Genomic DNA, 25,495 nt, shown 5'->3' with positions numbered 1-25,495 from the left:
TGGACTCTGCGAGGCAGATTCCACCCATGATGGAACCATTGAGGCGAATGCCAGCCGAAACTGCGGGCGCTCTGGTAAAAGGATGTTAACGCTGCGAATTTCGTTCTGTTTTAAGCTGCTTTCGGCGTATCGTTGCCGGGCAGGATATGCCACACTGATTTAGTTTGAAAAAACCAACGTCAGTCAAGGCACTGCAGCTGTCATGGGTATGGGCGATTGCCGTGAACATTAATGACGGCGATTAATGACGGCGTTCGGCGGTAATGGCGGAAACGATAACGAGTGAGGTCAGGGCAGTTATGTTCAAATTAGGGTATTGGCGATATGTGGCCGCCGCGCTGTGTCTCATTGGGGTATCGTGCCAGGCGCTGGCGGACTCTCTGGATGAGCAGCGGCAGCGTTATCAGCAAATAAAGTCCGCGTGGGATAATAACCAGATGGATGTGGTTTCCCAATTAATGCCGACGCTACGTGATTACCCGCTTTACCCTTATCTGGAATACCGGGCGCTGACGCAGGATTTATCGACCGTCAGCGAGGCTCAGGTCAAACAGTTTATGGCTTCGCACCCGACACTGCCTGCGGTGCGTACGCTCAATAACAGTTTTATCAATGAACTGGCTCGTCGTCAGGACTGGAATGGACTGCTGGTGTTCAGCCCGGAACAACCCAAGCCGGTCGCTTCTCTCTGCAATTATCTGTATGCCAAAGTCATGGTGGGGCAACCGCAAGGCGTCTGGGAGCAGACCCGCGAAATCTGGTTGACCGGCCGCTCATTGCCGCCGACCTGTGACAAGTTATTTTCAGCCTGGCAGCAGCAAGGAGGATTGACGTCGTTAATGGTTCTTGAACGGATGCGACTGGCGATGGATGCAGGCAGCGCAGGTCTGGTGAATCATCTTTCCAGACAATTGCCGGCGGATTACAAGACCATCACCGACGCGTTGCTGAGATTGCAAAGCAATCCTAAAACGATCGAGCGCTTCGCCCGCTCTGTCGGCCCGACGGATTTTACCCGAAGAGCAGTATTATCGGCGTTCAGCCGCATTGCCCGTCAGGATCCGGATGAGGCGCGGGCGTTGCTGCCACAGCTGATTCGCCTGCAGAAAATGCGCCCGCAGGAACGTCAGAGCATGGAAGATGACATCGCCTGGCGCCTGATGAGCAGCGATGCCACCGAGGAGCAGGCGCTTTGGCGTGATGCCGTCATTCTGCGCAGCGCCTCGGCGCCGCTGCTGGAACGACGCGTCCGTATGGCGCTGGGGCAGGGGGATCGGCCCGGGCTGAAGCAGTGGATGGCGCGCTTGCCGGCCGACGTGCAGCAAAAGGATGAGTGGCGCTACTGGCGAGCAATACTGCTGATAGAACAAGGGCAAAAGCAGGAAGGCGAGAACCAACTGCGCGAACTGATGACGATTCGCGGTTTTTACCCGATGGCCGCCGCGCAAAAGCTCAATGTGAACTATCCGTTGACCATTATGATTGCCGCCAAACCGGAGCGCTCGATTGGGCAGTTACCGGAAGTGGCGCGGGTACGCGAGCTGATGTTCTGGGGACTGGAAAGCCTGGCTCGTTCTGAATGGGCGGGGCTGGTGGCTAGCCGGGATCGTCCGCAGCAGGAAGCGCTGGCGCGTTTTGCGTTCGAACAGCATTGGTATGACCTGAGTGTTCAGGCCACGATTGTGGCGAAACTCTGGGACAATCTGGAGGAACGTTTCCCGCTGGCATGGAATGACGATTTCCGTCGGGCGACGCAAGGTAAGGGCATCAGCCAGAGTTATGCCATGGCGATTGCCCGTCAGGAAAGCGCCTGGAACCCGCAAGCGCGTTCCGCCGTGGGTGCGGCCGGCCTGATGCAACTGATGCCTGCCACCGCGCAGCACACTGCCGAAATGTTTAATATCGCCAGCTATACCAACAGCAGTCAGTTACTGGATCCGCAGATGAATATCCAGCTTGGCACCAGCTATCTGGATTATGTTTATCAATCGTTCGGTCAGAACCGCATTCTGGCATCCGCTGCCTACAATGCCGGGCCATCGCGGGTGAGCAACTGGTTGAAAGATAGCGACGGCCGGGTTGACGCCATCGCGTTTGTGGAAAGTATTCCGTTTTCCGAGACGCGGGGATACGTCAAAAATGTACTGGCCTATGACGTTTTCTACCGTAGCCTGATGCAACAGCGCCCGACTACGTTGCTGATGGACAACGAATGGCAGCGGCGTTACTGACCGTTAGCGGGGATTGCCTGACATGCGCATTCCCCGTCTTACGCAGGACGCAGGTGAAGAAAGAGCCATTATGCCGGTAGTCATTACCTCACGCCCGTCTCGCTAAGGCGGGCGTTTATCCTATTTGCTACGCTTTTTTTCATTATGAAGAGTATGTTATGCTGATGTACTAGTTAAATAGTATGGCGGCCGTTATGACATCACCTTCACTTCATGATCCGGTATTTTCCGAACAAGACGATGAAAACTGGCAGGCGTTTGTCAGTCTGTTCCAACAGGCGATGGCGGAAGGGCTGGAGCAACCGCTGCTGCAACTGCTGTTAACGCCGGATGAGCGAACCGCGCTGGGAACCCGGGTTCGTATTATTCAGGAATTGATGCGCGGCGAGATGAGCCAGCGTGAGCTGAAAAATGAGCTGGGTGCGGGCATTGCGACCATCACCCGAGGTTCCAACAGCCTCAAATCCGCCCCGGCCAGGCTGAAAGTCTGGCTGGAGGAACAATTGCTACCAGAGAAGAAGGGTTAGCGCTCGGGAAGCGATTAAATGGACGGCGCATGAATCGGGTGCTGATAAACCGGATTATGAAACGGCACCAGCGCCAGCAGCAACGCCTGATAATACACGCTGGTTCTGGACAGTTTGCCATCCGTGAAGACGCCAATCGCGCCCCCCTGACGTTTGATATCCTGAATGCCGGTCAGGCGGGCCATTTCATCGCCCAGTTCGCGGCCTTCGCCAATCCCCTGCAGAATGCTTTCCGGCAATACCAGACTGGCTGAACGGGATTCGCCGCGGATGACCGCATTTTCAATCACCATCCAGGCGAACGTCATGCTTTCTTCGATGCCGGCTTCCACACCTACCCAGAAATCAGCTTCCGGACGGACCTGCCGCGCTCTCATCACACGATTCCTGGCGCCTGTTCGGGTTTCGACAGAACCTAACGGTTGACTGGGAACTCCACTATCTACATCAACCCCTTCGATGCGGCAATTATCCACACCAAAAACGTCGGCAAATGCTAAAGTTATGGCGTTAATCTTGGCCGGGTTGGTCGTAGAAGCGACAACATGGTACATAATGTTTCCCTACCTTGTAGTTAATTTGACGCAGTATAACGGAAAAAAATCATGTTACAGGTATATCTTGTTCGCCATGGTGAAACAGAGTGGAACGTGGCGCGGCGAATTCAAGGGCAGTCGGACAGTCCGCTGACCTCAGGTGGCGAGCATCAGGCCCGGCTGGTTGCTGCAAGGGTCAGGAAACTGGGGATTACCCATATCTTTACCAGCGATCTGGGGCGGACCCAGCGCACTGCCGACATTATCTCGCAGGCTTGCGGCGACTGCCCGGTGATCATGGAGCCAGCTCTGAGAGAGCTGAACATGGGCGTGCTGGAGGAAAGGCTGATTGATTCGCTGAGCCCCGAGGAAGAGCGCTGGCGTAAACAGTTGGTGGATGGCACCCGCGATGGCCGTATTCCCAACGGCGAGTCCATGTCGGAATTGGCTCTGCGTATGCAGAGCGTGCTGGCAAAGTGCCTGGCGTTGCCGGAAGGCAGCCGCCCGCTGCTGGTGAGTCACGGTATTGCGCTGGGCTGCCTGCTGAGTACGTTGCTGGGATTACCGGCCTGGGCGGAGCGTCGCTTGCGGCTGCGCAACTGTTCATTGTCTCGCGTTGATTATCAGCAGAGCCCCTGGCTGGCGCCTGGGTGGATAGTGGAAACCGCCGGAGACGTCTCCCATCTTGACGCTCCGGCGTTGGATGAATTGCAGCGTTAACGTTGAATTGGAATCAGATATTCGCAGCGGATGATTTTGGGCGGCTCAGCTTCCTTGTGGCCTTTGGGGTAAAAGCGTTCAGCATCAAAACCTTTGCGGCGGGTCAGTTTATAAGTTGGCAGGCAGGTGTCGTATAGGGTGATGATGAAATCCTGCAAATCATCCGCCGGGCCTTCGTAAATAAACATGGCATAGTCACCGCTCGGTAATACCACCGGTTCGCCGGGATGCACGCCCTCTGGAACATGATGTGGTTCCAGCGCGGTGGTATACAGCACTTCATGTTCATCATCCTTCTCCTTGCTTGGACGAGAATGATGCAGACCGTACAGCACCGGCGGGACCTGTTTGACTTCTCCCAAATACTGCCGCCAGAAATGGACGCGTATTTCGGTACGAAAACAGGTAATTTGCTCCAGATTACAGGTATAGCTCTGGGTCAGACCAACCAACTGCGTTTCCGGCAAGGTGACGAAGTGCGGTTGCGGCATGGTAAACGCGCCGAGACGAATCGGTGGATGGATACCGAAAGTATTCCAGTCATCCGACCGACGATAGGACGCCGGCGTCTGGGCAAACTGCTTTTTGAACGCCCGGGTGAACGTCTGTTGTGAATCGAAACGGTACTGCAAGGCGATATCAAGAATCGGGCGACTGGTCAGACACAGTGCGACAGCCGCTTTGGTGAGCCGACGGGCACGAATGTATGAACCGATGGCATGACCCGTTACGTCCTTGAACATTCTCTGCAAATGCCACTTGGAATAGCCGGCCTTGGCTGCGACATTATCCAGCGATAAAGGCTGGTCAAGATGACCCTCCAGCCAGTTGAGCAGGTCACGTATGATACTGGCTTGATCCATAGATCGTCCTCATAGAACACACCGAGAGCTAAGCGTATAAGCCCGGCATAATAGCAACTTTTTCCCTGGGGCACTTACCAAGATTTTTGTGCCTTATGAATAAAGAATCTGATTAACATAGGCTGCTAAAGAAATCTATCCGACAAACGGTCTTTGAACCACAGAAACTACGCCATGGCGGCGACAAAGTGAGAGAAAGGCAATGATGAAAAGACGAATTGTGTTGATGGCTGCGGCCCTGCTCTGCGGTGTAACGTCAGTCTGGGCTGAGGAAATCGGATCGGTGGATACGGTCTTTAAGCTGCTGGGACCAGACCACAAAATCATCGTGGAAGCGTTTGACGATCCGGATGTGGCAAACGTGACCTGTTATCTGAGCAGAGCCAAAACCGGCGGCATCAAAGGGGGACTTGGCCTGGCGGAGGATACGTCGGATGCCGCCATTTCCTGTCAGCAAGTGGGGCCGATTACCCTGAGCGATAAGATCACCAGCAACAAGGGAAAAGGCAACGTGGTGTTTCAGCAGCGCACGTCGCTGATTTTCAAGAAACTGCAAGTGGTGCGTTTTTACGATGCAAAACGTAATGCGCTGGTTTATCTGACCTATTCCGATCGTATAGTGGAAGGGTCGCCGAAAAACGCGCTCAGCGCGGTGCCGATTCTGCCCTGGAGCAAGTAACGGCTATCTATCCCGGAAATAAACAACATCTCAGAAATAAAAAAGCCGGGGCAGACCCGGCTTTTTACATACTGGCGCGTGATGTACGCGCCGGGAATCAGTCTTCCAGATCGCCGCAGAAGCGATAACCTTCGCCGTGAATGGTGGCGATGATCTCCGGCGTATCGGCGGTGGATTCGAAATGTTTGCGGATCCGGCGGATGGTGACGTCTACCGTACGGTCATGCGGCTTCAGCTCGCGGCCGGTCATTTTCTTCAGCAGTTCGGCACGGGACTGGATTTTTCCCGGATTCTCGCAGAAATGCAGCATGGCGCGGAATTCGCTACGCGGCAGTTTGTACTGCTCGCCGTTCGGGCTGACCAGCGAACGACTGTTGATATCCAGCTCCCAACCATTGAAGCGGTAGCTTTCCACCAGACGACGCTCTTCGGTGCCGCCGCCCAGATTCATGGTGCGGGACAGCAGATTGCGTGCGCGGATGGTCAGTTCTCGCGGGTTGAACGGCTTGGTGATGTAGTCGTCTGCGCCGATTTCCAGGCCTAGAATCTTGTCGACTTCATTATCGCGCCCGGTCAGGAACATCAGCGCTACGCTTGCCTGCTCGCGCAGTTCACGCGCCAGCAGCAAGCCATTCTTGCCCGGCAGGTTAATATCCATAATGACCAGATTGATGTCATGTTCGGACAGGATGTTATGCATCTCGGCGCCGTCGGTGGCTTCGTGAACAACGTATCCCTCGGCCTCAAAAATGCTTTTGAGGGTGTTACGAGTTACCAACTCGTCTTCGACAATAAGAATGTGGGGGGTCTGCATGTTTGCTACCTAAAATTGCCAACTAATATAGAGATTCGAAAGTACAGAAGTCCTGGTTCTCTCGGGCGCTTTGGGAAATCGTGTTCACCGTTTTTTCGCCGACTGACTCAAGTACGTAAATACGTTTTGAAGCACTTGTTTCCACCCGACGCGAGCCTGATAACAGGTGGCGATGAGGTTTTTCAACAGAGCCTATTGTGGCGCACAGTTTAACCTTATTAACAGCAACATAACAGTGAGCACTGATTTCGCCGACTGGCAAATCTACGGTTCCATTGACATATATCAAATTTCATTGTAGCACGTTAGCAATTTGTGGAAAACGCACCACGAATACCGCTATCTATCACAATTTAACATTTTTATATTCACCACGGCATAATAAATGCTGATAGCTGAAGCGTTTCCATTTCCGTCGCGCTATCCGGCGGCGTGTCAATACGGCTACGATTTCAGGCCATCTGGCGGGATGCGTCAAATCCCGGTATGGACTTATTTTCCAGCGTAAATCATCGCTACATTTTATTCGTCAGCGCACCTGCCAGGTGCGGGCTGGGAGGTTGTGTGCAGTTTTATATCATTTTGGTGGCGCCCGCCCGGGCCGAAAACGTCGGTGCGGCGGCGCGCGCCATGAAAACCATGGGGTTTGGCCGGTTGCGGATTGTCGACAGCACAGCGCATCTTGAGCCAGCGGCGCGTTGGGTGGCGCATGGCTCCGGCGATATTCTTGACGGGGTCGACGTTTTCCCGACGCTGGCCGACGCGCTGGCGGATGTTGAGTTTACGGTGGCGACCACCGCTCGCAGCCGCGCCCGTTTTCATTACTACTGTGAACCAGCGCAGTTGTTGAACGTGCTGGAGGAAAAGCGGCACTGGGTCGGTTCGGCGGCGCTGGTGTTTGGCCGCGAAGATTCCGGGCTGACCAATGAGGAGCTGGCGCTGGCGGACATCCTGACCGGCGTGCCGATGGCGGCGGATTATCCGTCATTGAATCTGGGGCAGGCGGTGATGGTGTATTGTTATCAACTGGCGTCGTTGATGCAGGTGACCGCGGCCGAGCCGACGCAGGCTGAATCCGGACAACTGGCGGCGTTGCGCGAGCGGTTTGCGCGTTTGCTGGTTCGGGTCGGCGCGCAGCAGGATGAAAAACTGCGCGACTGGCTGCAACAGCGGCTCGGATTACTGGAGCAACGTGACAGCGCCATGCTGCATAGGCTACTGCATGATGTGGAAAAAGCGCTATCGGCAGAAGATCAGGGAAAATGAGGATTCTCTGGCGAATCATCACGACAGGCCGCTTTTTCTGAATCATTGTTTGGGTTTTTTGTTTTTCCATAGTGACTTTATCCGCCGTCACTGGCGTAAAGTGGAGGGAGGAATGAAGAAATCCGTTGACTTAGCAGGGCGATTGCCCTAACTAATAGAGCAGATAATTTTTCGATCTACGAGAACGTTACGCAATGCATCACATCAGCCTGGTTACCACCACCATTATTATTACCACCGGTACGACGAGTAACGGTGCGGGCTGACGCGTACAGATGAATCCAGAAAAAGCCCGCACTTCACAGTGCGGGTCTTTTTTTTTTACCGTTATCGCGGGTTTATTGCTGCCCGCCAACCTTATAAGGCCGTTGCAAATGGCTTTCAAAAACGCTCCCGGCGTTTTTGGCAACTGAAAATTCAGGAGAATAGACAAAAATGCGAGTGTTGAAATTTGGCGGGACCTCGGTAGCCAACGCGGAACGATTTGCGCGTGTTGCCGATATCATCGAAAGCAATGCACGTCAGGGACAGGTCGCTACGGTGCTGTCGGCACCGGCGAAAATCACCAATCACTTGGTGGCCATGATTGAAAAAACCGTGGCTAAACAGGATATCCAGCCAAATATCACCGAAGCGGAAGTCATTTTTGCCGATTTGCTGCAGGGACTGGCGCAATCCCAGCCCGGTTTTGCCCATGACCGGCTGAAAGCGCGGGTGGATGAAGAGTTTTCCCAGCTCAAGCAGGTGCTGCATGGCATCGCCTTGCTGGGGCAGTGCCCGGACAGCGTCAACGCCGCCATTATCTGCCGGGGCGAAAAACTTTCCATCGCCATCATGGAAGCCGTATTTCAGGCGCGCGGCTATCAGGTATCGATCATCGACCCGGTGCGCAGCCTGCTGGCGCAGGGCCATTATCTGGAATCCACGGTAGATATCGCTGAATCCACCCGCCGCATTGATGAGCAGGCGATCCCCGCTGACCATGTGATCCTGATGGCGGGCTTTACCGCCGGCAATGATAAAGGCGAACTGGTGGTGCTGGGCCGCAACGGTTCTGACTATTCGGCGGCGGTGCTGGCCGCGTGTCTGCGGGCCGACTGTTGTGAGATCTGGACTGACGTCGACGGCGTGTACACCTGCGACCCGCGTCAGGTGCCGGATGCGCGGTTGCTGAAGTCGATGTCCTATCAGGAAGCGATGGAATTGTCCTACTTCGGCGCCAAAGTTCTCCACCCCCGCACTATCGCTCCCATCGCCCAGTTCCAGATTCCCTGCCTTATCAAGAACACCGAAAATCCCCAGGCGCCCGGTACGCTGATCGGGCTGGAAAGCAACGATAACCAGTATCCGGTCAAAGGCATCACCAACCTGAACAACATGGCGATGATCAACGTTTCCGGCCCCGGTATGAAAGGGATGGTTGGGATGGCGGCGCGCGTGTTCGCCGCCATGTCCCGCGCCGGTATCTCGGTGGTGCTTATCACCCAGTCCTCTTCCGAATACAGCATCAGCTTCTGCGTGTCTCAGAATGAGTTACCGCGCGCGCGCAAAACGCTGGAAGACGAATTCTATCTGGAGCTGAAAGAAGGCGTACTGGAGCCTTTGGACGTGGTGCAACGGCTGGCGATCATTTCCGTGGTGGGCGACGGCATGCGCACGCTGCGCGGCCTGTCTGCCCGTCTGTTCACCGCGCTGGCCAGCGCCAATATCAATATCGTGGCGATCGCTCAGGGTTCGTCCGAGCGCTCGATTTCGGTGGTGGTGAACAATGACGTGGCGACCACCGGCGTGCGGGTAGCGCATCAGATGCTGTTCAACACCAATCAGGCGCTGGACGTGTTCGTGATTGGCGTCGGCGGCGTCGGCGGCGCATTGCTGGAGCAGATTCAGCGCCAGCAGCCGTGGCTGAAACAAAAACACATCGACGTGCGGGTATGCGGCATCGCCAACTCCAAAGCGATGCTGACCAACGTGCACGGCATTCCAATGGATCGCTGGCGCGACGAGCTGGCGCGGGCGCGTGAGCCGTTTAGCCCGGCCGCGCTCAGCCGTCTGGTGAAAGAGTATCACTTGCTGAACCCGGTAATCATCGACTGTACCTCCAGTCAGGTGGTCGCCGATCAATACGCTGATTTCCTGGCGGACGGCTTCCATGTCGTCACGCCTAACAAGAAAGCCAACACCGGCACGCTGCGTTATTACCACCAGTTGCGTCAGGCGGCGGCCAAATCCCGTCGCAAGTTCCTGTACGACACCAACGTCGGCGCCGGCCTGCCGGTGATTGAGAACCTGCAAAATCTGCTGAATGCCGGCGATGAGCTGATTCGCTTCAACGGTATTCTGTCCGGTTCGCTGTCCTTTATCTTCGGTAAGCTGGATGAAGGCATGTCGTTGTCCGCCGCTACGCTGTTGGCGAAAGAAAAAGGCTTTACCGAGCCGGATCCGCGCGACGATCTGTCCGGTATGGACGTGGCGCGTAAGCTGCTGATTCTGGCGCGTGAAGCGGGTTATGAACTGGAACTGGACGACATTCAGGTCGATTCCGTGCTGCCGCCGGAATATGCGCAGGGCGATGTCGCCAGCTTCCTGGCGCGCCTGCCTGAGCTGGACGCCGAATTTGCCCGCCGGGTTGAAGCGGCGCGGGCGGAAGGTAAAGTGTTACGCTACGTCGGTAAGATCGACGACGGCAAGTGCCAGGTGACGATCAGCGTGGTGGGCGGCAACGATCCGCTATTCAAGGTGAAGGACGGCGAGAACGCGCTGGCGTTTTACAGCCGCTATTACCAGCCGCTGCCGCTGGTGTTGCGGGGTTACGGGGCGGGCAATGATGTGACGGCGGCCGGGGTGTTTGCAGACCTGTTGCGTACGCTGTCGTGGAAGGTGGGAGTGTGAGAATGGTGAGGATTTATGCCCCGGCATCCATCGGGAATGTGAGCGTGGGGTTTGACGTGCTGGGCGCGGCGGTATCGCCGGTGGACGGCACCCTGTTGGGCGATTGCGTCACCGTGCGGGAAGCCGAACTGTTTAGCCTGCACAACGAAGGGCGTTTTGTCAGCAAGCTGCCGGACAACCCGAAAGAAAACATCGTATATCAGTGCTGGGAACGTTTCTGTCAGGAGATCGGCAAGACCGTGCCGGTGGCGATGACGCTGGAAAAAAACATGCCGATTGGTTCCGGGCTGGGGTCCAGCGCCTGTTCGGTGGTTGCCGGCCTGATGGCGATGAACGAATTCTGCGGCAAACCGCTGGACGATACCCGCCTGCTGACGCTGATGGGCGAACTGGAAGGGCGCATTTCCGGCAGCGTGCATTACGACAACGTGGCGCCGTGCTTCCTGGGCGGTATCCAACTGATGGTGGAAGAGATGGGCATCGTCAGTCAGCCGGTGCCGGGATTTGACGACTGGCTGTGGGTGATGGCCTATCCGGGCATCAAGGTGTCCACGGTTGAAGCGCGGGCGATTCTGCCGGCGCAGTACCGTCGTCAGGATTGCATCAGCCACGGCCGTTATCTGGCGGGCTTTATCCACGCCTGCCATACCGGCCAGGCGGCGCTGGCGGCGACCCTGATGAAAGACGTCATCGCCGAGCCTTACCGCACGCGTCTGTTGCCCGGTTTTGCCGAAGCGCGTCAGGCGGCCAACGAGTTGGGCGCGCTGGCCTGCGGCATTTCCGGTTCCGGGCCGACGCTGTTCTCCGTGTGCAACAACATGGGCTCGGCAGAGCGTCTGGCAAGCTGGCTGCGGGAAAACTATCTGCAGAACGACGAAGGTTTTGTTCATATTTGCCGTCTGGATACCGCAGGCGCGCGACAATTGGGATAACGCATGAAACTGTACAATCTGAAAGATCACAATGAACAGGTGAATTTCGCCGAAGCGATCCGCAAAGGGCTGGGGAGCAATCAGGGCCTGTTTTTCCCGCTGGAACTGCCGGAATTCGACCGCACGACGATTGATGAACTGCTGGAACAGGATTTTGTCACCCGCAGCAGCCGCATTCTGTCGGCGTTCATTGGTGATGAGATGTCCGATGAAACCGTCTACCAGCGCGTTAAAGCGGCTTTCCGCTTCCCGGCGCCGGTAGTGCCGGTGAGCGAAGACATCGCCGCGCTGGAGCTGTTTCACGGCCCGACGCTGGCATTCAAGGACTTCGGCGGCCGCCTGATGGCGCAAATGCTGGCGGAAGTCGCGGGCGATCAGCAAATCACGATTCTGACCGCCACTTCGGGCGATACCGGCGCGGCGGTTGCGCATGCGTTTTACGGCCTGAAGAACGTGCGGGTGGTGATACTGTATCCGAACGGCAAGATCAGTCCGCTGCAGGAAAAATTGTTCTGTACGCTGGGCGGCAACATTCACACCATCGCCGTCGACAGCGATTTCGATGCTTGTCAGGCGCTGGTGAAGCAGGCGTTTGATGATGAAGAGCTGAAACGTGCGATAGGGCTGAATTCCGCCAACTCCATCAACATCAGCCGTCTGCTGGCGCAGATCAGCTACTATTTTGAAGCGGTGGCGCAGTTGCCGCAGGAAGCACGCAATCAACTGGTGGTATCGGTGCCGAGCGGCAACTTCGGCGACCTGACCGCCGGCCTGCTGGCGAAATCGCTGGGCCTGCCGGTGAAACGCTTTATCGCCGCCACCAACGCCAACGACACGGTGCCGCGTTTTCTGCAAAACGGCGCCTGGCAGCCGAATCCGACCGTGGCGACGTTGTCCAATGCGATGGATGTGAGTCAGCCGAACAACTGGCCGCGTGTGGAAGAACTGTTCCGTCGCAAGAACTGGCAACTGAAAGAGCTGGCGTTCGGCGCGGTGAGCGATGAGACCACCAAAGCCACCATGCTGGAACTGGAGGCGCTGGGCTACACGTCCGAGCCGCACGCGGCGATCGCTTACCGTCTGCTGCGCGATCAGTTGCAGCCGGGCGAATACGGTCTGTTCCTGGGTACCGCCCATCCGGCGAAGTTCAAGGAGAGCGTCGAGGCGATTCTCGCTAAGACATTGTCGCTGCCGGTGGCGCTGGCCGAACGCGCCGATTTGGCGCTGCTGTCGCACCACTTCGCGCCGGACTTCGCGCAGTTGCGTAAATTCCTGATGGAACTGCCGCACTAATTCGGCAACGTATTACTTCCGCAACGTATTACTTCTGCACGCATTACGGCCGGAAAGAGGGAAACCGCTTTCCGGCCGTGTTCGTTTATGGAACGGGTAACCCGTTTTGTCAGGCGTCGCGCTCGCGGCGCTTGAAGATCAGTTCGTCTGCCGAGGAGTCGGCGGCGTCAAAGTAATAGCCTTCGCTGCCGAAGTCTTTCAGTTGCTCCGGCGTGGTCAGGCGGTTCTGAATGATGAAGCGGCTCATCAAGCCACGCGCTTTCTTGGCGTAGAAGCTGATCACCTTAAACTTGCCATTCTTCTCATCGAGAAAAACCGGTTTTATCAGCCGCGCCTTGAGTCTGGCCGGTTTGACGGATTTGAAGTATTCGTCGGATGCCAGATTGATCAGAATATCGTCGTTCTGCGCTTTCAGCGCCTGATTGAGCGTGTCGGTGATGGTATCGCCCCAGAACTGATACAGGTCGTTGCCCGCGTCGTTTTTCAGCCGGATACCCATTTCCAGCCGGTAAGGCTGCATCAGGTCCAGCGGCCGCAGCACGCCGTACAGGCCGGACAGAATACGCAGATGCTGCTGGGCGAAATCGAAATCCGCCTCGTTGAAATCCTCCGCCGCCAGCCCGGTATAGACATCGCCTTTGAACGCCAGCAATGCCTGACGCGCGTTATCCAGCGAAAATTCTGGGTGCCATTCCTGAAAACGGGCCGCATTCAGGTCCGCCAGCTTATCGCTGATGCCCATCAGCGAAGCAATCTGCGCCGGGGTCAGCTGTTTGCAGTGCCGCATCAACTGCAGGGAATACTCCAGCAGAGCGGGTTGCGTGTAGCGTTGTGTGGGCAGCGGGCTGGTGTAATCCAGCGTTTTGGCAGGTGAAAGGGTGATCAGCATAAACGTATCCCGTTGGTGTCTTGAATGGCCTTACTGTAGCAAAAGCCGGTAAAAAAGGGGCGATGGCTGTGACAGGCGCGATAAATCAGCGTGGTTTAGGCTTCCGTGTGATTTTTCATCAAACATAGAGAGAAAAGAAAAATGAATGACTCTTATTTTGTTGATTTTTAATTGAAAAAAGGTGCTGTTTCCTGCGTGCGGTTTTTTTCTGGTCCGCTTGCGCGGGCTTGGGCGCGTGTTATTATCAGGCTCTGGCGACAGTTCCTGCCACCAGTTCATGCACAAACAATGAGAAAGGCCAACATGACGGATAAACTGACTTCCCTACGCCAATTCACCACTGTGGTGGCGGATACCGGCGATATCGCGGCAATGAAGCTTTACCAGCCGCAGGACGCCACCACCAACCCTTCCCTGATTCTGAATGCCGCGCAAATCCCGGAATACCGTGCGCTGATTGATGACGCTGTGGCCTGGGCCCGCGCGCAGAGCAACAAACGCGAGCAGCAGGTTGTCGATGCGACGGACAAACTGGCGGTCAATATCGGTCTGGAAATTCTCAAGTTGATTCCGGGGCGCATCTCCACCGAAGTGGACGCCCGTCTTTCCTATGACACCGCAGCCAGCGTCGCCAAAGCGAAACGCCTGATCAAACTGTACAACGATGCCGGCATCAGCAATGACCGTATTCTGATCAAACTGGCGTCCACCTGGCAGGGTATCTGCGCCGCCGAGCAACTGGAAAAAGAAGGCATCAACTGTAACCTGACCCTGCTGTTCTCGTTTGCTCAGGCGCGTGCCTGCGCCGAAGCGGGCGTGTTCCTGATTTCCCCGTTCGTGGGTCGTATTCTGGACTGGTACAAAGCCAACGGCGACAAGAAAGAGTTCGCGCCGCACGAAGATCCGGGCGTCATCTCCGTTACCGACATCTACAAATATTACAAACAGCACGGTTATGAAACGGTGGTGATGGGCGCCAGCTTCCGCAATGTCGGCGAGATTCTGGAACTGGCTGGTTGCGATCGCCTGACCATCGCGCCGGCGCTGCTCAAAGAACTGGCGGAAAGCCAGGGCGACGTGGCGCACAAACTGTCTTACAGCGGCGAGGTGAAAGCGCGCCCGGCCAGACTGACCGAGTCCGAATTCTACTGGCAGCATAATCAGGATCCGATGGCGGTGGACAAGCTGGCCGACGGTATCCGTAAGTTTGCGGTAGACCAGGAAAAACTGGAAAAAATGATCGCCGCGCTGTTGTAAGACGCGACGTCTCGTTAGTGTGGAAAACGGTCAGCTGGCGCTGGCCGTTTTTGTTTCTGCGTCGCCCTGGCGCAGAGGCTGTGCGAGCGGGGTGGTGATCGTGCAGTTGCGGGTTCTTTTCGCCAGATACAGGTTAACGTCGGCACGGCGGATGATGTCATCCAGCCTTTCGTCCGGCGACTCGACGGTCACCAGCCCGATGCTGACGGTAATTCCCGGCGACATTGAGGTCGAGGCGTGGCCAAGCTCATGGATTCCCTCTCTGACGCGCTCCGCCACGCGCACGGCGTTTTCCTGCAAGATGTTGGGCAGTACGACGGCAAACTCGTCGCCGCCCAGACGGCAAAGAATGTCATGACGACGAAACGAATGCCGAATGACGTCCGCCACCGCTTTCAGCGCTTCGTCGCCTGCCGCGTGCCCCAGCGTGTCGTTCACCTGCTTGAAGTGATCGATATCAATCAGCATGGCGCACAGCGGCTTGTTTTCATGACGCGCAGCTTTCAACGCGCGGTTGGCTGACTGGTAAAACGCATCCCGACGCAGAAAGCCGGTCAGGTCGTCGTAACGAGCCGTGGTCGGCAGTTCAATCAGATATTTTTTTGCGACCAGCGACAGCAGGCTACCCATAACGGCAATCATCAGGCTGATGCAGGCCAGCGTGATGATTTCCGCCGAAGAGGTGGCAATGTTGCCAAAGCCGGGCGAGGAACCCAGCGTGGTGACGCGTACACGTAAGCCGATCAGTTTGTCGGTGGGTGAGAGAATCGGCATGACGGTGGTGAGCTGCTCCTTTTCCGGCGGGTTACCGGCGGACGGCAGCAGATTCTGGCATACCCGGATGATCGCCATGTCGTTAAGGGAAAGATTCAGTTCTGACAGGCGGTTGATGCATTCATGACTGACGTCGCGGGTGTTGAACGCCATAATCCGCACCCGGGAAAACATCGAGTTGCCGACCTTGTAGAAATGGTCGCTTTCGGCGATTTCGCCGCCGGTGTTATAGGATTCGTACAGGCGGATGATGCTGTCGAAATTGCGCTTTTCCTCCTGCCAGTCTTTCTGGCGGGAATTCAGCAACAACAGGCTGGTTAGAGCAACCGAGAACAGGCCAAACAAGACAAAAGCGGAAACCGGATTGGCAAGCAACCTGACAATGTGATTTTTAATAAAATTCATTCACTTTTCCTGCATTTCCCGGTGATGCGCCGTTGCCCGGCAATCGGTCTTACTTACAGAGTCTGCTCCGCTCGGGGATTTCCTTTACCGGGTTGAACCGAATGGTGCCCGGAATTCGCACCGTCGTGATTAACGTTGTGGTTTCCGTTCACTTTCCTTGTTCAATCTGGCTGCGACAATCACGCTGGCTGAGGTAGACTCTTAATTATTGTTATTGTCAGAAACATTAATCGATGAGCGAGAATTAACTCGTTGAATCGTTAGATATTGTGCACGGTCGTAGCGCATTTTCTGGTGCAACCGCGCAGATTTCGAACATTGTCGCATTAGCGAGCGGATTTTTGAATGGATTTAACGCATCGGATAATTAATCAGACTGATAGAATAAATTTTTTGATAAACAAGAGGTGCTTATGAACAGTCTATGTGTTGGTTTGGTATCGATTTCTGATCGCGCATCCAGCGGTGTCTATCAGGATGAAGGCATTCCGGCTCTGCAGGCATGGCTGGCGGAAGCACTGACCACTCCCTTCGACGTGCAAACTCGTCTGGTGCCGGATGAACAACCGCTGATTGAACAGACGCTGTGTGAACTGGTGGATGAGTGCGGCTGCCATCTGGTGCTGACCACCGGCGGCACCGGCCCGGCGCGTCGGGATGTGACGCCGGACGCCACGCTGGCGGTGGCCGATCGGGAAATGCCGGGATTCGGCGAGCAGATGCGGCAGATCAGCCTGCGTTTTGTTCCCACCGCCATTCTGTCGCGCCAGGTTGGCGTAATCCGTAAACAGGCGCTGATCCTCAACCTGCCGGGGCAGCCGAAATCCATCCGCGAGACCCTGACCGGCCTGAAAGATGCGTCCGGCCAGGTCATCGTGCCGGGGATTTTCGCCAGTGTTCCCTACTGCATCCAACTGCTGGAAGGACCTTATATCGAAACCAATCCGGACGTAGTAGCAGCTTTTCGCCCCAAGAGTGCGATACGCGATATAAAAAGCTGAAGTTGACGCATTTTGTTGATAACCGTCGCCCGGTGCTGGTGTGTCAAAAAACTGCCGCTATAGTAAGGTTTCATTTACACAGCGATTTGAAATTATTTTCTTATTGTACTGGCATTGTGCGGTGATTTATGGCTGGCGAACAACACCGTCGATTGAATCGACACGATTATCAAACCCTTTCATTGGCGGCGCTGGGCGGCGCGCTGGAGTTTTACGACTTCATCATCTTCGTCTTTTTTGCCGCTGTTATCGGCGATCTGTTTTTCCCGTCGGATATTCCCGAATGGCTGCGGCAGGTTCAAACCTTTGGCATCTTTGCCGCCGGCTATCTGGCTCGCCCGCTGGGCGGTATCGTGATGGCGCATTTTGGCGATCGGGTCGGTCGCAAAAAAATGTTCAGCCTGAGCATATTACTGATGGCGCTGCCCACGCTGGGAATGGGTATGTTGCCGACCTATGCCTCCATCGGCATCGCGGCCCCTTTGCTGCTGCTGTTGATGCGGGTGTTGCAGGGCGCGGCGATCGGCGGTGAAGTGCCGGGCGCCTGGGTGTTCGTCGCGGAGCACGTTCCCCGCTCCCGTATCGGCCTCGCCTGCGGCACGCTGACCGCCGGGCTGACGCTGGGGATTTTGTTCGGGTCGATGATCGCCACGTTGCTCAATACCTTGCTGCCGCCCGCGCAGATCGTCGCCGGTGGCTGGCGTATCCCATTCTTTATTGGCGGTATCTTCGGACTTATCGCGCTGTATTTGCGCCGCTGGTTGCAGGAAACGCCGATTTTCCGCGAGATGCAGGCGCACAAAGCGCTGGCGGAGGAACTGCCGCTCAAGACCATCGTGTTGCGTCATAAGAAAGCGATACTGGTCAGCATGTTGCTGACCTGGATGTTGTCCGCCGGGATTGTGGTGGTGATTCTGATGGCGCCGGTGTATTTGCAAAAATTGCATGGCATCCCGGCGGCGTTGACATTACAGGCCAACAGTCTGGCCACCGTCGCGTTGATGGTCGGCTGTATCGTCGCCGGGCTGGCGGCGGACCGCATTGGCGTGGGTCGTACCTTCATCATCGGCAGTCTGTTGTTTGCGACGTGCAGCTGGTTGTTTTACTCCCATGCCGCGCAGAGCCATAGCCTGCTGTTTGTCAGCTATGCGCTGGCGGGATTGAGCGTCGGGGTGGTGGGCGCGGTGCCCTACGTGATGGTGCGGGCGTTCCCGGCGGCGGTGCGTTTCTCCGGTATTTCCTTCTCGTATAACGTGGCTTACGCCATTTTTGGCGGCATGACGCCCATTTTCGTCACGCTGATGATGAAGTGGACGCCGCTGGCGCCGGCCTTCTATGTGCTGGCGTTGTGCGCGTTGGGGCTGGTGCTGGGCGTTTATCTGCAAAGCCAGACTCACCGCGAGGTGGAAGCGCAGGCTGAACAGGTCGGTTCTCCGGCCGGGGTGTAGACTCGCGCGGACATCCGGACAAAAAAGAGAGGCGCCTGATGCGCCTCTCTTTTTTGCGTTGATTTGCGTGGGTGCCGCTCTAAACGGTTTTCCGTCAGTGCGCGCCGCGAGCGCCAATCGGCAGTACGGTACGGCCGTACTGTTCGTTGAGCACTTCGGCCATCGCCAGATAGATGGCGCTGGCGCCGCAGATAATGCCTTCATAACCGGCGAAGGTCAGCAGTGCGTGGTTGCCGGTGATGTTGCCGATCGCCAGCAGGGCGAACAGCACGGTCAGGCTGGCGAACACGAACTGCAGTGCGCGGTTGGCGCCCAGGGTGCCGAAGAACATGAACAGGGTGAAGATACCCCACAGCGCCAGGAACACGCCGAGGAACTGCGCATCGGCCGCTTCCGCCAGACCCATTTTCGGCAGCATGATGATGGCGACCAGAGTCAGCCAGAACGCGCCGTAGGAGGTAAAGGCAGTCACGCCAAAGGTATTGCCTTTCTTATATTCCAGCAGACCGGCCAGAATCTGGGCGATGCCGCCGTAGAAGATTCCCATGCTCAGAATAATGGAAGTCAGTGGGAAAAAGCCTGCGTTGTGCAGGTTTAACAGAATGGTGGTCATCCCGAAGCCCATCAGTCCCAGTGGGCCCGGATTCGCCAACGTTTTCGCGTGCATACATCCTCTGCAATAACAAAATGGTCAATGTGTTGTTGTGTCTCAAGGTTTGCCCGGCGGGCGTTCCCATGAGGTAAACGGAGCGTCGCCGGTACCCGCTGTCAGGCCGGGTCAATCCCTTTTCTGCGGCGAGCGCGGCATCATAGCGGGCGGGAATGGGCGATACAACCAGATAGGATGCGAATACTTTGATCAAAAACCGGGAAGATGCAGTTTTTTTTGGTTAGTGCCCCTTGATGCAGGAATTGTCGTCCCCATCTTAGAGTCATCAAGCGGTTTGACCGAAAAGACAAAGACGATTTCGGGGTGTTGAAAAGCAGTATTTCGCCCGCATAGTAGGTTAAACCACCACACCGGATATGACTTTTAAGTGGAGATGTTTAGATGGGTAAGATTATTGGTATCGACTTGGGTACAACCAACTCTTGTGTAGCGATTATGGACGGTACGCAGGTTAAGGTACTGGAAAACAGCGAAGGCGATCGCACCACGCCTTCCATTATTGCCTATACGCAAGATGGTGAAACTCTGGTTGGCCAACCGGCTAAACGTCAGGCGGTGACTAACCCGAAAAATACGCTGTTCGCCATCAAGCGTCTGATTGGTCGTCGTTTCCAGGATGAAGAAGTACAGCGTGACACCAACATCATGCCGTACAGAATCCTTCCGGCCGACAACGGCGACGCCTGGGTGGAAGTGAAAGACCAGAAACTGGCTCCGCCGCAGATTTCCGCTGAAGTGCTGAAAAAAATGAAGAAGACGGCGGAAGATTATCTGGGTGAAACCATCACCGAAGCGGTCATCACCGTACCGGCTTACTTCAACGACGCTCAGCGTCAGGCGACCAAAGACGCCGGCCGTATCGCCGGTCTGGAAGTCAAACGTATCATCAACGAACCGACGGCGGCTGCGCTGGCTTACGGCCTGGACAAAGGCGTCGGCAACCGCACTATCGCCGTATACGACCTGGGCGGCGGTACGTTCGATATCTCCATCATTGAAATCGATGATGTCGACGGCGAGAAAACCTTCGAAGTGCTGGCGACCAACGGTGATACCCACCTGGGCGGCGAAGACTTCGACAGCCGTATGATCAACTACCTGGTTGACGAATTCAAAAAAGAGCAGGGCTTTGACCTGCGTAACGACCCGCTGGCGATGCAGCGTCTGAAAGAAGCGGCGGAAAAAGCGAAGATCGAACTGTCTTCCGCTCAGCAGACCGATGTTAACCTGCCGTACATCACGGCGGACGCCACCGGCCCGAAACACCTGAACATCAAGGTAACGCGCGCCAAACTGGAATCGCTGGTCGAAGATCTGGTGACCCGTTCTCTGGAGCCGCTGAAAGTGGCGTTGCAGGATGCCGGGCTGTCGGTTTCCGAAATCCAAGACGTGATTCTGGTCGGCGGTCAGACCCGTATGCCGCTGGTGCAGAAGAAAGTCGCCGATTTCTTCGGTAAAGAACCGCGTAAAGACGTGAACCCGGACGAAGCGGTGGCGATTGGCGCCGCGGTGCAGGGCGGCGTGCTGGCTGGCGACGTGAAAGACGTGCTGCTGCTGGACGTCACTCCGCTGTCTCTGGGTATCGAAACCATGGGCGGCGTGATGACTCCGCTGATTACCAAGAACACCACTATCCCGACCAAGCACAGCCAGGTGTTCTCGACGGCGGAAGACAACCAGTCCGCGGTGACTATCCACGTACTGCAGGGTGAGCGTAAGCGCGCCCACGATAACAAGTCGCTGGGTCAGTTCAACCTGGACGGTATTCAGCCGGCGCCGCGCGGTATGCCGCAGATCGAAGTTACCTTCGATATCGATGCCGACGGTATCCTGCACGTTTCCGCCAAAGACAAGAACAGCGGCCGCGAGCAGAACATCACCATCAAGGCGTCTTCCGGCCTGAACGAGGACGAAATCCAGAAGATGGTGCGTGAAGCCGAAGCCAACGCCGAATCGGATCGTAAGTTTGAAGAGCTGGTGCAGGCGCGCAACCAGGGCGACCACCTGCTGCACAGCACCCGCAAACAGCTGGAAGAAACCGGCGACAAACTGGCCGCTGCTGACAAGACCGCTATCGAAGAGGCGCTGAAAGCGCTGGAAACCGCGCTGAAAGGCGAAGACAAGGCGGACATCGAAGCGAAGATCCAGAAGCTGGCGGAAGCGTCTACCAAACTGCTGGAAGCCGCTCAGCAGCAACAGGCTCAGGCCGGTGCTGCCGGTGCCGACAATGCGGCCCGTCAGGATGATGATGTCGTTGACGCCGAGTTCGAAGAAGTCAAAGACAAGAAATAATCGCCCTTAGGCGGGCGCAGTAGCGGTAGCTCATACTGTTGCTGGCAACCAGCACGGGCGTCGGGGAAACTCTGCGCCCGTGCACGCATGTTGAGGGCAGGAAAAAAGAATGGCGAAGCAAGACTACTACGAGATTCTGGGCGTTGCGAAAGACGCGGATGAGCGTGAAATCAAAAAGGCTTACAAACGGCTGGCGATGAAATATCACCCGGATCGCAATCCGGGCGACAAAGACGCCGAGGCCAAATTCAAGGAAGTCAAAGAAGCCTATGAGATTTTGACCGATGCTCAGAAACGCGCGGCCTACGATCAGTATGGACATGCCGCGTTTGAGCAGGGCGGTATGGGCGGCGGCGGTGCTGGTGGTTTCGGCGGCGCTGATTTCGGCGATATTTTCGGCGACGTTTTCGGTGATATCTTTGGCGGCGGTCGCCGTCAGCGTGCGAGCCGCGGCTCTGATTTACGCTACACCATGGAGCTGACGCTGGAAGAAGCGGTACGCGGCGTCACCAAAGAGATCCGTATCCCGACGTTGCAGGAATGCGACGTTTGTCATGGCAGCGGCGCCAGACCGGGCAGCAATGCGGTGACCTGTCCAACCTGTCACGGCAACGGACAGGTGCAGATGCGTCAGGGGTTCTTCACCGTGCAGCAGACCTGTCCGCACTGTCATGGCCGCGGCAAGATCATCAAAGATCCTTGCACGAAGTGTCACGGTCACGGGCGCGTTGAGAAAAGCAAAACGCTGTCGGTCAAGATTCCGGCCGGCGTTGACACTGGCGATCGCATCCGCCTGGCGGGTGAAGGGGAAGCGGGGGAATTTGGCGCCCCGGCTGGCGATCTGTACGTACAGGTGCAGGTGCGCGAGCACCCGATCTTCCAGCGCGAAGACAACAACCTCTACTGCGAAGTGCCGATCAACTTCGCTATGGCGGCGTTGGGCGGTGAAATTGAAGTGCCGACGCTGGATGGGCGCGTGATGCTGAAAGTACCGGCGGAAACGCAGACCGGCAAACTGTTCCGCATGCGCGGCAAAGGCGTGAAATCGGTACGCGGCGGCATTCAGGGCGATCTGCTGTGCCGGGTGGTGGTGGAAACCCCGGTCAATCTGAGCGATCGTCAAAAACAGCTGTTGCAGGAATTGCAGGAGAGCTTTGGCGGCCCGACAGGCGAAAGCAACAGCCCGCGTTCCAAAAGTTTCTTCGACGGCGTGAAGAAATTCTTTGACGACCTGACGCGCTGATCCTGAGCACCACAGTAGCACTGTGATAAAAACCGGCTGGACTAATCCTGGCCGGTTTTTTTATTGCCATCATTCACTGATTCGGTTTTTACGAGTATTAATCCAATTTAAAACTGCTTTTAACGATGAGTACTGTGGCTTAACCTTGCTATCCATTATCGGGCTGTGATGTCCGCCGATACTGTAAGGGAGAATAAATATGATAAAGCTGTTCCGCTATCTGACCGGGCTGGAAGCGGCCGCCGGCATGATTTTGATTGCCGCGACTTTACTGGCGCTGCTAGTCGCCAACATACCGGCCACATTGCCGTGGTATCAGTCCTTTCTGGAGATATCGGTGGTGATGGGCATTGGCGCGCTGGAAATCAACAAGCCGCTGCTGTTGTGGATCAATGACGGCCTGATGGCGCTGTTTTTCCTGCAGGTCGGTCTGGAAGTGAAACGCGAACTGGTGGTCGGCGCGCTGGCGAGCCGGCAGCAGGCGATACTGCCGGTGGTGGCGGCCTTTGGCGGGATGCTGGTTCCCGCGCTGTTTTTCCTGCTGTTTAACGCCGCTGAAGCGGAAACCCGTTCAGGCTGGGCGATTCCCACCGCGACGGATATCGCTTTTGCGGTCGGTATTCTGGTGTTGTTGGGCAAGCGAGTGCCGATCGGGCTGAAAGTGTTTTTGCTGGCGTTGGCGATTATCGATGATCTTGGGGCCATCATAATTATCGCGCTGTTCTATACCCAGCAACTGCACTGGGGAGCATTGTCGGGTGCGCTGGCGGCGATTGCTTTATTGGCGTACATGAATCGCCAGCAGGTGATGAAAACGTCTGCTTATCTGCTGGTCGGGATTGTGTTGTGGGTCTGCATTCTTAAATCCGGCGTGCATGCCACGCTGGCCGGCGTGATTGTCGGCTTCTTTATTCCGCTGCGCGTTCCGGCGGGCAACCCCTCGCCCGCCAGTACGCTGGAACATGGGCTGGCAAGCTGGATCGCGTTTCTGGTGATCCCGCTGTTTGCTTTCGCCAATGCCGGCATTACGCTGCAGGGCGTTACCGCGGACCATTTGCTGTCGCCATTGGCGCTGGGCATCGCCAGCGGGTTATTGCTGGGTAAACCGATTGGCGTGTCGTTGTTTAGCTGGCTGGTGATCCGCCTTGGGCTGGGAAAATTGCCGGGCGGCGTGGATTTCCGTCAGGTGATGGCGGTGTCGGTGCTGTGCGGCATCGGGTTCACCATGTCTATTTTCATTACGTTGCTGGCGTTTAGCGACGTATCCGCAGAGGACATTCTGTATGCCAAATTGGCGATCTTGCTGACGTCGCTCACGACGGCGGTGCTGGGCTACCTGACGTTGCGTTCGGTATTGCCTGCCGCGCAACGCTGAGGTGTGCACGAGAGTAGAGAAGGGGATCGATCGCATGTCGCATATCAATTTCAATCATCTCTATTATTTCTGGCAGGTGTGCAAGACCGGTTCGGTGGCGGGTGCCGCCGAACGGTTGTTCCTGACGCCGCAGACGATTACCGGGCAGATCAAATCGCTGGAAGAACGTTTGCAGGGCAAGCTGTTCAAACGCAGAGGACGCGGCCTGGAGCCGACTGAACTGGGGCAACTGGTGTTTCGCTATGCGGACAAGATGTTTGCGTTGAGCCAGGAAATGCTGGATATCGTGAATTACCGCAAGGAGTCCAGCCTGCTGTTTGATGTCGGCGTCGCGGATGCCTTGTCCAAACGGTTGGTGAGCCGGGTGCTGGAAACGGTGGTAAATGAACAGACGCCGATTCATCTGCGCTGCTTCGAGTCTACCCATGAGATGCTGATCGAGCAGTTGAGTCAGCATAAGCTGGACATGATTCTGTCGGATTGCCCGGTCGATTCCGGCCAGCAGGCGGGGCTGTTTTCCCGCAAGCTCGGCGAGTGCGACGTGAGTTTTTACTGTCGCCGGCCGGGGCCGAGTCTGCCTTTTCCCGCCTGTCTGTCGCAGCGTAAATTATTGATTCCGGCACGTCGCACCATGCTGGGCCGCAAGTTACTCAACTGGTTCAGCGAGCAGAATCTGCCGGTGGACATTATGGGCGAGTTTGATGACGCGGCGCTGATGACCGCTTTCGGTATGAACCATGACGCGGTTTTCGTCGCGCCGTCGCTGCATGCCCGCGAGATGGCCGCGCAAGACGACATTATGGAAATCGGCCGCCTCGACAACATTCAGGACGAGTATTACGTCATCTTCGCGGAACGTATGATTCAGCATCCGGCGGTGCAGCGCGTCTGCAATGCGGATTTCTCTTCCCTGTTTTGCGAGTGAAACCATTTCACTGGCGAGCAGGCACAAAAAAACCGGCCTGAGCCGGTTTTTTCAGCGATTCATCACGTAAACGTGATTACTGCATCGCGTTGATCTGCGCAGTCAGATTAGATTTATGACGAGCAGCTTTGTTTTTGTGGATCAGACCTTTGCTGGCCTGACGATCCACGATCGGTTGCATGTCATTAAATGCTTTCTGTGCAGCTTCTTTATCGCCACCGGCGATGGCCGCATACACTTTCTTGATGAAAGTACGCATCATGGAGCGACGGCTTGCATTGTGCTTGCGGCGCTTCTCAGACTGTACGGCGCGTTTCTTAGCTGATTTGATATTAGCCAAGGTCCAACTCCCAAATATATTCTATCGAGGACAATTCAAAGGCCGAGGAATATGCCCTTTTAGCCTTCTTTTGTCAATGGATTTGTGCAAATAAGCGCCGTTTGTACGCCAGCGCTTGTTACG

At 56.2% G+C, this 25,495-nt stretch carries 22 protein-coding genes and 1 other annotated feature; of the genes, 15 read left to right on the top strand and 7 right to left on the bottom strand.

Going from position 1 to position 25,495, the window contains the following annotated elements:
* The first annotated feature begins 299 nt into the window (after positions 1-299).
* Together sltY and trpR are read left to right on the top strand one after the other, a co-directional pair.
* Positions 300-2,231, top strand: coding sequence for a murein transglycosylase (gene sltY / locus DXX3274_RS19165; RefSeq protein WP_042861144.1), 1,932 nt, complete (start codon positions 300-302; stop codon positions 2,229-2,231).
* 194 nt (positions 2,232-2,425) lie between these two features.
* Entirely contained in the window at positions 2,426-2,758 is a 333-nt protein-coding gene (trpR, locus tag DXX3274_RS19160; protein ID WP_033567439.1) for a trp operon repressor, read from the top strand.
* A gap of 14 nt (positions 2,759-2,772) precedes the next feature.
* Here trpR and yjjX read toward each other — a convergent pair whose 3' ends face one another.
* Entirely contained in the window at positions 2,773-3,312 is a 540-nt protein-coding gene (gene yjjX, locus DXX3274_RS19155; RefSeq protein ID WP_042861142.1) for an inosine/xanthosine triphosphatase, read from the bottom strand.
* Between the two features lie 51 nt (positions 3,313-3,363).
* Between yjjX and gpmB the strand changes: the two genes are divergently transcribed.
* Positions 3,364-4,014, top strand: coding sequence for a 2,3-diphosphoglycerate-dependent phosphoglycerate mutase GpmB (gene gpmB, locus DXX3274_RS19150; protein ID WP_042861141.1), 651 nt, complete (start codon positions 3,364-3,366; stop codon positions 4,012-4,014).
* Here gpmB and robA read toward each other — a convergent pair.
* The gene (gene robA / locus DXX3274_RS19145; protein ID WP_042861139.1) at positions 4,011-4,877 is read right to left on the bottom strand and encodes an MDR efflux pump AcrAB transcriptional activator RobA; all 867 of its coding nucleotides are present in this window, start codon (positions 4,875-4,877) and stop codon (positions 4,011-4,013) included. The two genes, gpmB and robA, sit on opposite strands and share 4 nt — an antisense overlap.
* Before the next feature lie 205 nt (positions 4,878-5,082).
* Between robA and creA the strand changes: the two genes are divergently transcribed.
* Positions 5,083-5,556: a protein CreA gene (creA, locus tag DXX3274_RS19140; RefSeq protein ID WP_152495317.1), complete on the top strand. Its 474-nt coding sequence runs from the start codon at positions 5,083-5,085 to the stop codon at positions 5,554-5,556.
* Between the two features lie 97 nt (positions 5,557-5,653).
* On the opposite strand, the gene arcA is transcribed toward creA, so the two are convergent.
* On the bottom strand, positions 5,654-6,370 hold the full coding sequence (gene arcA, locus DXX3274_RS19135; RefSeq protein WP_012768295.1) for a two-component system response regulator ArcA: 717 nt from the start codon (positions 6,368-6,370) through the stop codon (positions 5,654-5,656).
* A 564-nt stretch (positions 6,371-6,934) separates the two neighbouring features.
* Between arcA and DXX3274_RS19130 the strand changes: the two genes are divergently transcribed.
* From DXX3274_RS19130 to thrC, 4 genes are all read left to right on the top strand, one after another.
* Positions 6,935-7,636 (top strand): tRNA/rRNA methyltransferase, encoded by a 702-nt coding sequence (locus DXX3274_RS19130; RefSeq protein ID WP_042861137.1) that lies wholly within the window; start codon positions 6,935-6,937, stop codon positions 7,634-7,636.
* Positions 7,637-7,837: 201 nt separating this feature from the next.
* Positions 7,838-7,957, top strand: a sequence feature (Thr leader region).
* A gap of 114 nt (positions 7,958-8,071) precedes the next feature.
* A complete protein-coding gene (gene thrA, locus DXX3274_RS19125) occupies positions 8,072-10,528 on the top strand; it encodes a bifunctional aspartate kinase/homoserine dehydrogenase I (protein WP_042861136.1) in 2,457 nt (818 codons plus the stop codon).
* 2 nt (positions 10,529-10,530) lie between these two features.
* A complete protein-coding gene (thrB, locus tag DXX3274_RS19120) occupies positions 10,531-11,460 on the top strand; it encodes a homoserine kinase (protein ID WP_042861134.1) in 930 nt (309 codons plus the stop codon).
* 3 nt (positions 11,461-11,463) lie between these two features.
* On the top strand, positions 11,464-12,753 hold the full coding sequence (gene thrC, locus DXX3274_RS19115) for a threonine synthase (protein ID WP_042861133.1): 1,290 nt from the start codon (positions 11,464-11,466) through the stop codon (positions 12,751-12,753).
* Between the two features lie 109 nt (positions 12,754-12,862).
* Here the strand turns inward: thrC and yaaA are convergent, their stop codons facing one another.
* Complete coding sequence (gene yaaA, locus DXX3274_RS19110) at positions 12,863-13,642, bottom strand: peroxide stress protein YaaA (protein WP_042861132.1); 780 nt, start codon at positions 13,640-13,642, stop codon at positions 12,863-12,865.
* 303 nt (positions 13,643-13,945) lie between these two features.
* Here yaaA and tal point away from each other — a divergent pair, with 303 nt between their 5' ends.
* Positions 13,946-14,899, top strand: a complete 954-nt coding sequence (tal, locus tag DXX3274_RS19105; RefSeq protein WP_042861131.1) for a transaldolase — start codon at positions 13,946-13,948, stop codon at positions 14,897-14,899.
* Positions 14,900-14,929: 30 nt separating this feature from the next.
* On the opposite strand, the gene DXX3274_RS19100 is transcribed toward tal, so the two are convergent.
* Positions 14,930-16,078, bottom strand: coding sequence for a GGDEF domain-containing protein (locus DXX3274_RS19100; RefSeq protein WP_042861130.1), 1,149 nt, complete (start codon positions 16,076-16,078; stop codon positions 14,930-14,932).
* A gap of 413 nt (positions 16,079-16,491) precedes the next feature.
* Here DXX3274_RS19100 and mog point away from each other — a divergent pair, with 413 nt between their 5' ends.
* Both mog and DXX3274_RS19090 read left to right on the top strand, forming a co-directional pair.
* The gene (gene mog, locus DXX3274_RS19095) at positions 16,492-17,079 is read left to right on the top strand and encodes a molybdopterin adenylyltransferase (RefSeq protein WP_038665531.1); all 588 of its coding nucleotides are present in this window, start codon (positions 16,492-16,494) and stop codon (positions 17,077-17,079) included.
* A 128-nt stretch (positions 17,080-17,207) separates the two neighbouring features.
* The gene (locus DXX3274_RS19090; protein WP_042861128.1) at positions 17,208-18,527 is read left to right on the top strand and encodes an MFS transporter; all 1,320 of its coding nucleotides are present in this window, start codon (positions 17,208-17,210) and stop codon (positions 18,525-18,527) included.
* Positions 18,528-18,621: 94 nt separating this feature from the next.
* Here the strand turns inward: DXX3274_RS19090 and satP are convergent, their stop codons facing one another.
* Complete coding sequence (satP, locus tag DXX3274_RS19085) at positions 18,622-19,194, bottom strand: acetate uptake transporter (protein ID WP_022634932.1); 573 nt, start codon at positions 19,192-19,194, stop codon at positions 18,622-18,624.
* A gap of 384 nt (positions 19,195-19,578) precedes the next feature.
* Here satP and dnaK point away from each other — a divergent pair, with 384 nt between their 5' ends.
* The 4 genes from dnaK to nhaR all read left to right on the top strand — a co-directional run bounded on the left by dnaK (position 19,579) and on the right by nhaR (position 25,032).
* Entirely contained in the window at positions 19,579-21,489 is a 1,911-nt protein-coding gene (gene dnaK / locus DXX3274_RS19080) for a molecular chaperone DnaK (RefSeq protein WP_042861127.1), read from the top strand.
* 109 nt (positions 21,490-21,598) lie between these two features.
* The gene (gene dnaJ / locus DXX3274_RS19075) at positions 21,599-22,732 is read left to right on the top strand and encodes a molecular chaperone DnaJ (protein ID WP_042861126.1); all 1,134 of its coding nucleotides are present in this window, start codon (positions 21,599-21,601) and stop codon (positions 22,730-22,732) included.
* A 199-nt stretch (positions 22,733-22,931) separates the two neighbouring features.
* Positions 22,932-24,107, top strand: coding sequence for a Na+/H+ antiporter NhaA (gene nhaA / locus DXX3274_RS19070; RefSeq protein ID WP_042861125.1), 1,176 nt, complete (start codon positions 22,932-22,934; stop codon positions 24,105-24,107).
* A 34-nt stretch (positions 24,108-24,141) separates the two neighbouring features.
* Positions 24,142-25,032: a transcriptional activator NhaR gene (gene nhaR, locus DXX3274_RS19065; RefSeq protein ID WP_042861124.1), complete on the top strand. Its 891-nt coding sequence runs from the start codon at positions 24,142-24,144 to the stop codon at positions 25,030-25,032.
* 76 nt (positions 25,033-25,108) lie between these two features.
* On the opposite strand, the gene rpsT is transcribed toward nhaR, so the two are convergent.
* On the bottom strand, positions 25,109-25,372 hold the full coding sequence (rpsT, locus tag DXX3274_RS19060; protein ID WP_038665549.1) for a 30S ribosomal protein S20: 264 nt from the start codon (positions 25,370-25,372) through the stop codon (positions 25,109-25,111).
* Positions 25,373-25,495 lie beyond the last annotated feature (123 nt).

It is taken from the genome of Dickeya sp. NCPPB 3274, assembly GCF_000406205.1.
In the GTDB taxonomy this organism is placed as follows: domain Bacteria; phylum Pseudomonadota; class Gammaproteobacteria; order Enterobacterales; family Enterobacteriaceae; genus Dickeya; species Dickeya fangzhongdai.
This window is presented reverse-complemented; position numbering and strand designations above follow the sequence as displayed.

What these genes read in the sequence shown, in the direction of transcription:
- tal (WP_042861131.1), top strand. Translation starts at nt 13,946, where the DNA reads ATGACGGATAAACTGACTTCCCTACGCCAATTCACCACTGTGGTGGCG.
- robA (WP_042861139.1), bottom strand. Translation starts at nt 4,877, where the DNA reads ATGGATCAAGCCAGTATCATACGTGACCTGCTCAACTGGCTGGAGGGT.
- satP (WP_022634932.1), bottom strand. Translation starts at nt 19,194, where the DNA reads ATGCACGCGAAAACGTTGGCGAATCCGGGCCCACTGGGACTGATGGGC.
- creA (WP_152495317.1), top strand. Translation starts at nt 5,083, where the DNA reads ATGAAAAGACGAATTGTGTTGATGGCTGCGGCCCTGCTCTGCGGTGTA.
- dnaJ (WP_042861126.1), top strand. Translation starts at nt 21,599, where the DNA reads ATGGCGAAGCAAGACTACTACGAGATTCTGGGCGTTGCGAAAGACGCG.
- yjjX (WP_042861142.1), bottom strand. Translation starts at nt 3,312, where the DNA reads ATGTACCATGTTGTCGCTTCTACGACCAACCCGGCCAAGATTAACGCC.
- DXX3274_RS19100 (WP_042861130.1), bottom strand. Translation starts at nt 16,078, where the DNA reads ATGAATTTTATTAAAAATCACATTGTCAGGTTGCTTGCCAATCCGGTT.
- gpmB (WP_042861141.1), top strand. Translation starts at nt 3,364, where the DNA reads ATGTTACAGGTATATCTTGTTCGCCATGGTGAAACAGAGTGGAACGTG.
- sltY (WP_042861144.1), top strand. Translation starts at nt 300, where the DNA reads ATGTTCAAATTAGGGTATTGGCGATATGTGGCCGCCGCGCTGTGTCTC.
- dnaK (WP_042861127.1), top strand. Translation starts at nt 19,579, where the DNA reads ATGGGTAAGATTATTGGTATCGACTTGGGTACAACCAACTCTTGTGTA.
- trpR (WP_033567439.1), top strand. Translation starts at nt 2,426, where the DNA reads ATGACATCACCTTCACTTCATGATCCGGTATTTTCCGAACAAGACGAT.
- thrC (WP_042861133.1), top strand. Translation starts at nt 11,464, where the DNA reads ATGAAACTGTACAATCTGAAAGATCACAATGAACAGGTGAATTTCGCC.
- nhaA (WP_042861125.1), top strand. Translation starts at nt 22,932, where the DNA reads ATGATAAAGCTGTTCCGCTATCTGACCGGGCTGGAAGCGGCCGCCGGC.
- DXX3274_RS19090 (WP_042861128.1), top strand. Translation starts at nt 17,208, where the DNA reads ATGGCTGGCGAACAACACCGTCGATTGAATCGACACGATTATCAAACC.
- thrB (WP_042861134.1), top strand. Translation starts at nt 10,531, where the DNA reads ATGGTGAGGATTTATGCCCCGGCATCCATCGGGAATGTGAGCGTGGGG.
- thrA (WP_042861136.1), top strand. Translation starts at nt 8,072, where the DNA reads ATGCGAGTGTTGAAATTTGGCGGGACCTCGGTAGCCAACGCGGAACGA.
- nhaR (WP_042861124.1), top strand. Translation starts at nt 24,142, where the DNA reads ATGTCGCATATCAATTTCAATCATCTCTATTATTTCTGGCAGGTGTGC.
- arcA (WP_012768295.1), bottom strand. Translation starts at nt 6,370, where the DNA reads ATGCAGACCCCCCACATTCTTATTGTCGAAGACGAGTTGGTAACTCGT.
- mog (WP_038665531.1), top strand. Translation starts at nt 16,492, where the DNA reads ATGAACAGTCTATGTGTTGGTTTGGTATCGATTTCTGATCGCGCATCC.
- yaaA (WP_042861132.1), bottom strand. Translation starts at nt 13,642, where the DNA reads ATGCTGATCACCCTTTCACCTGCCAAAACGCTGGATTACACCAGCCCG.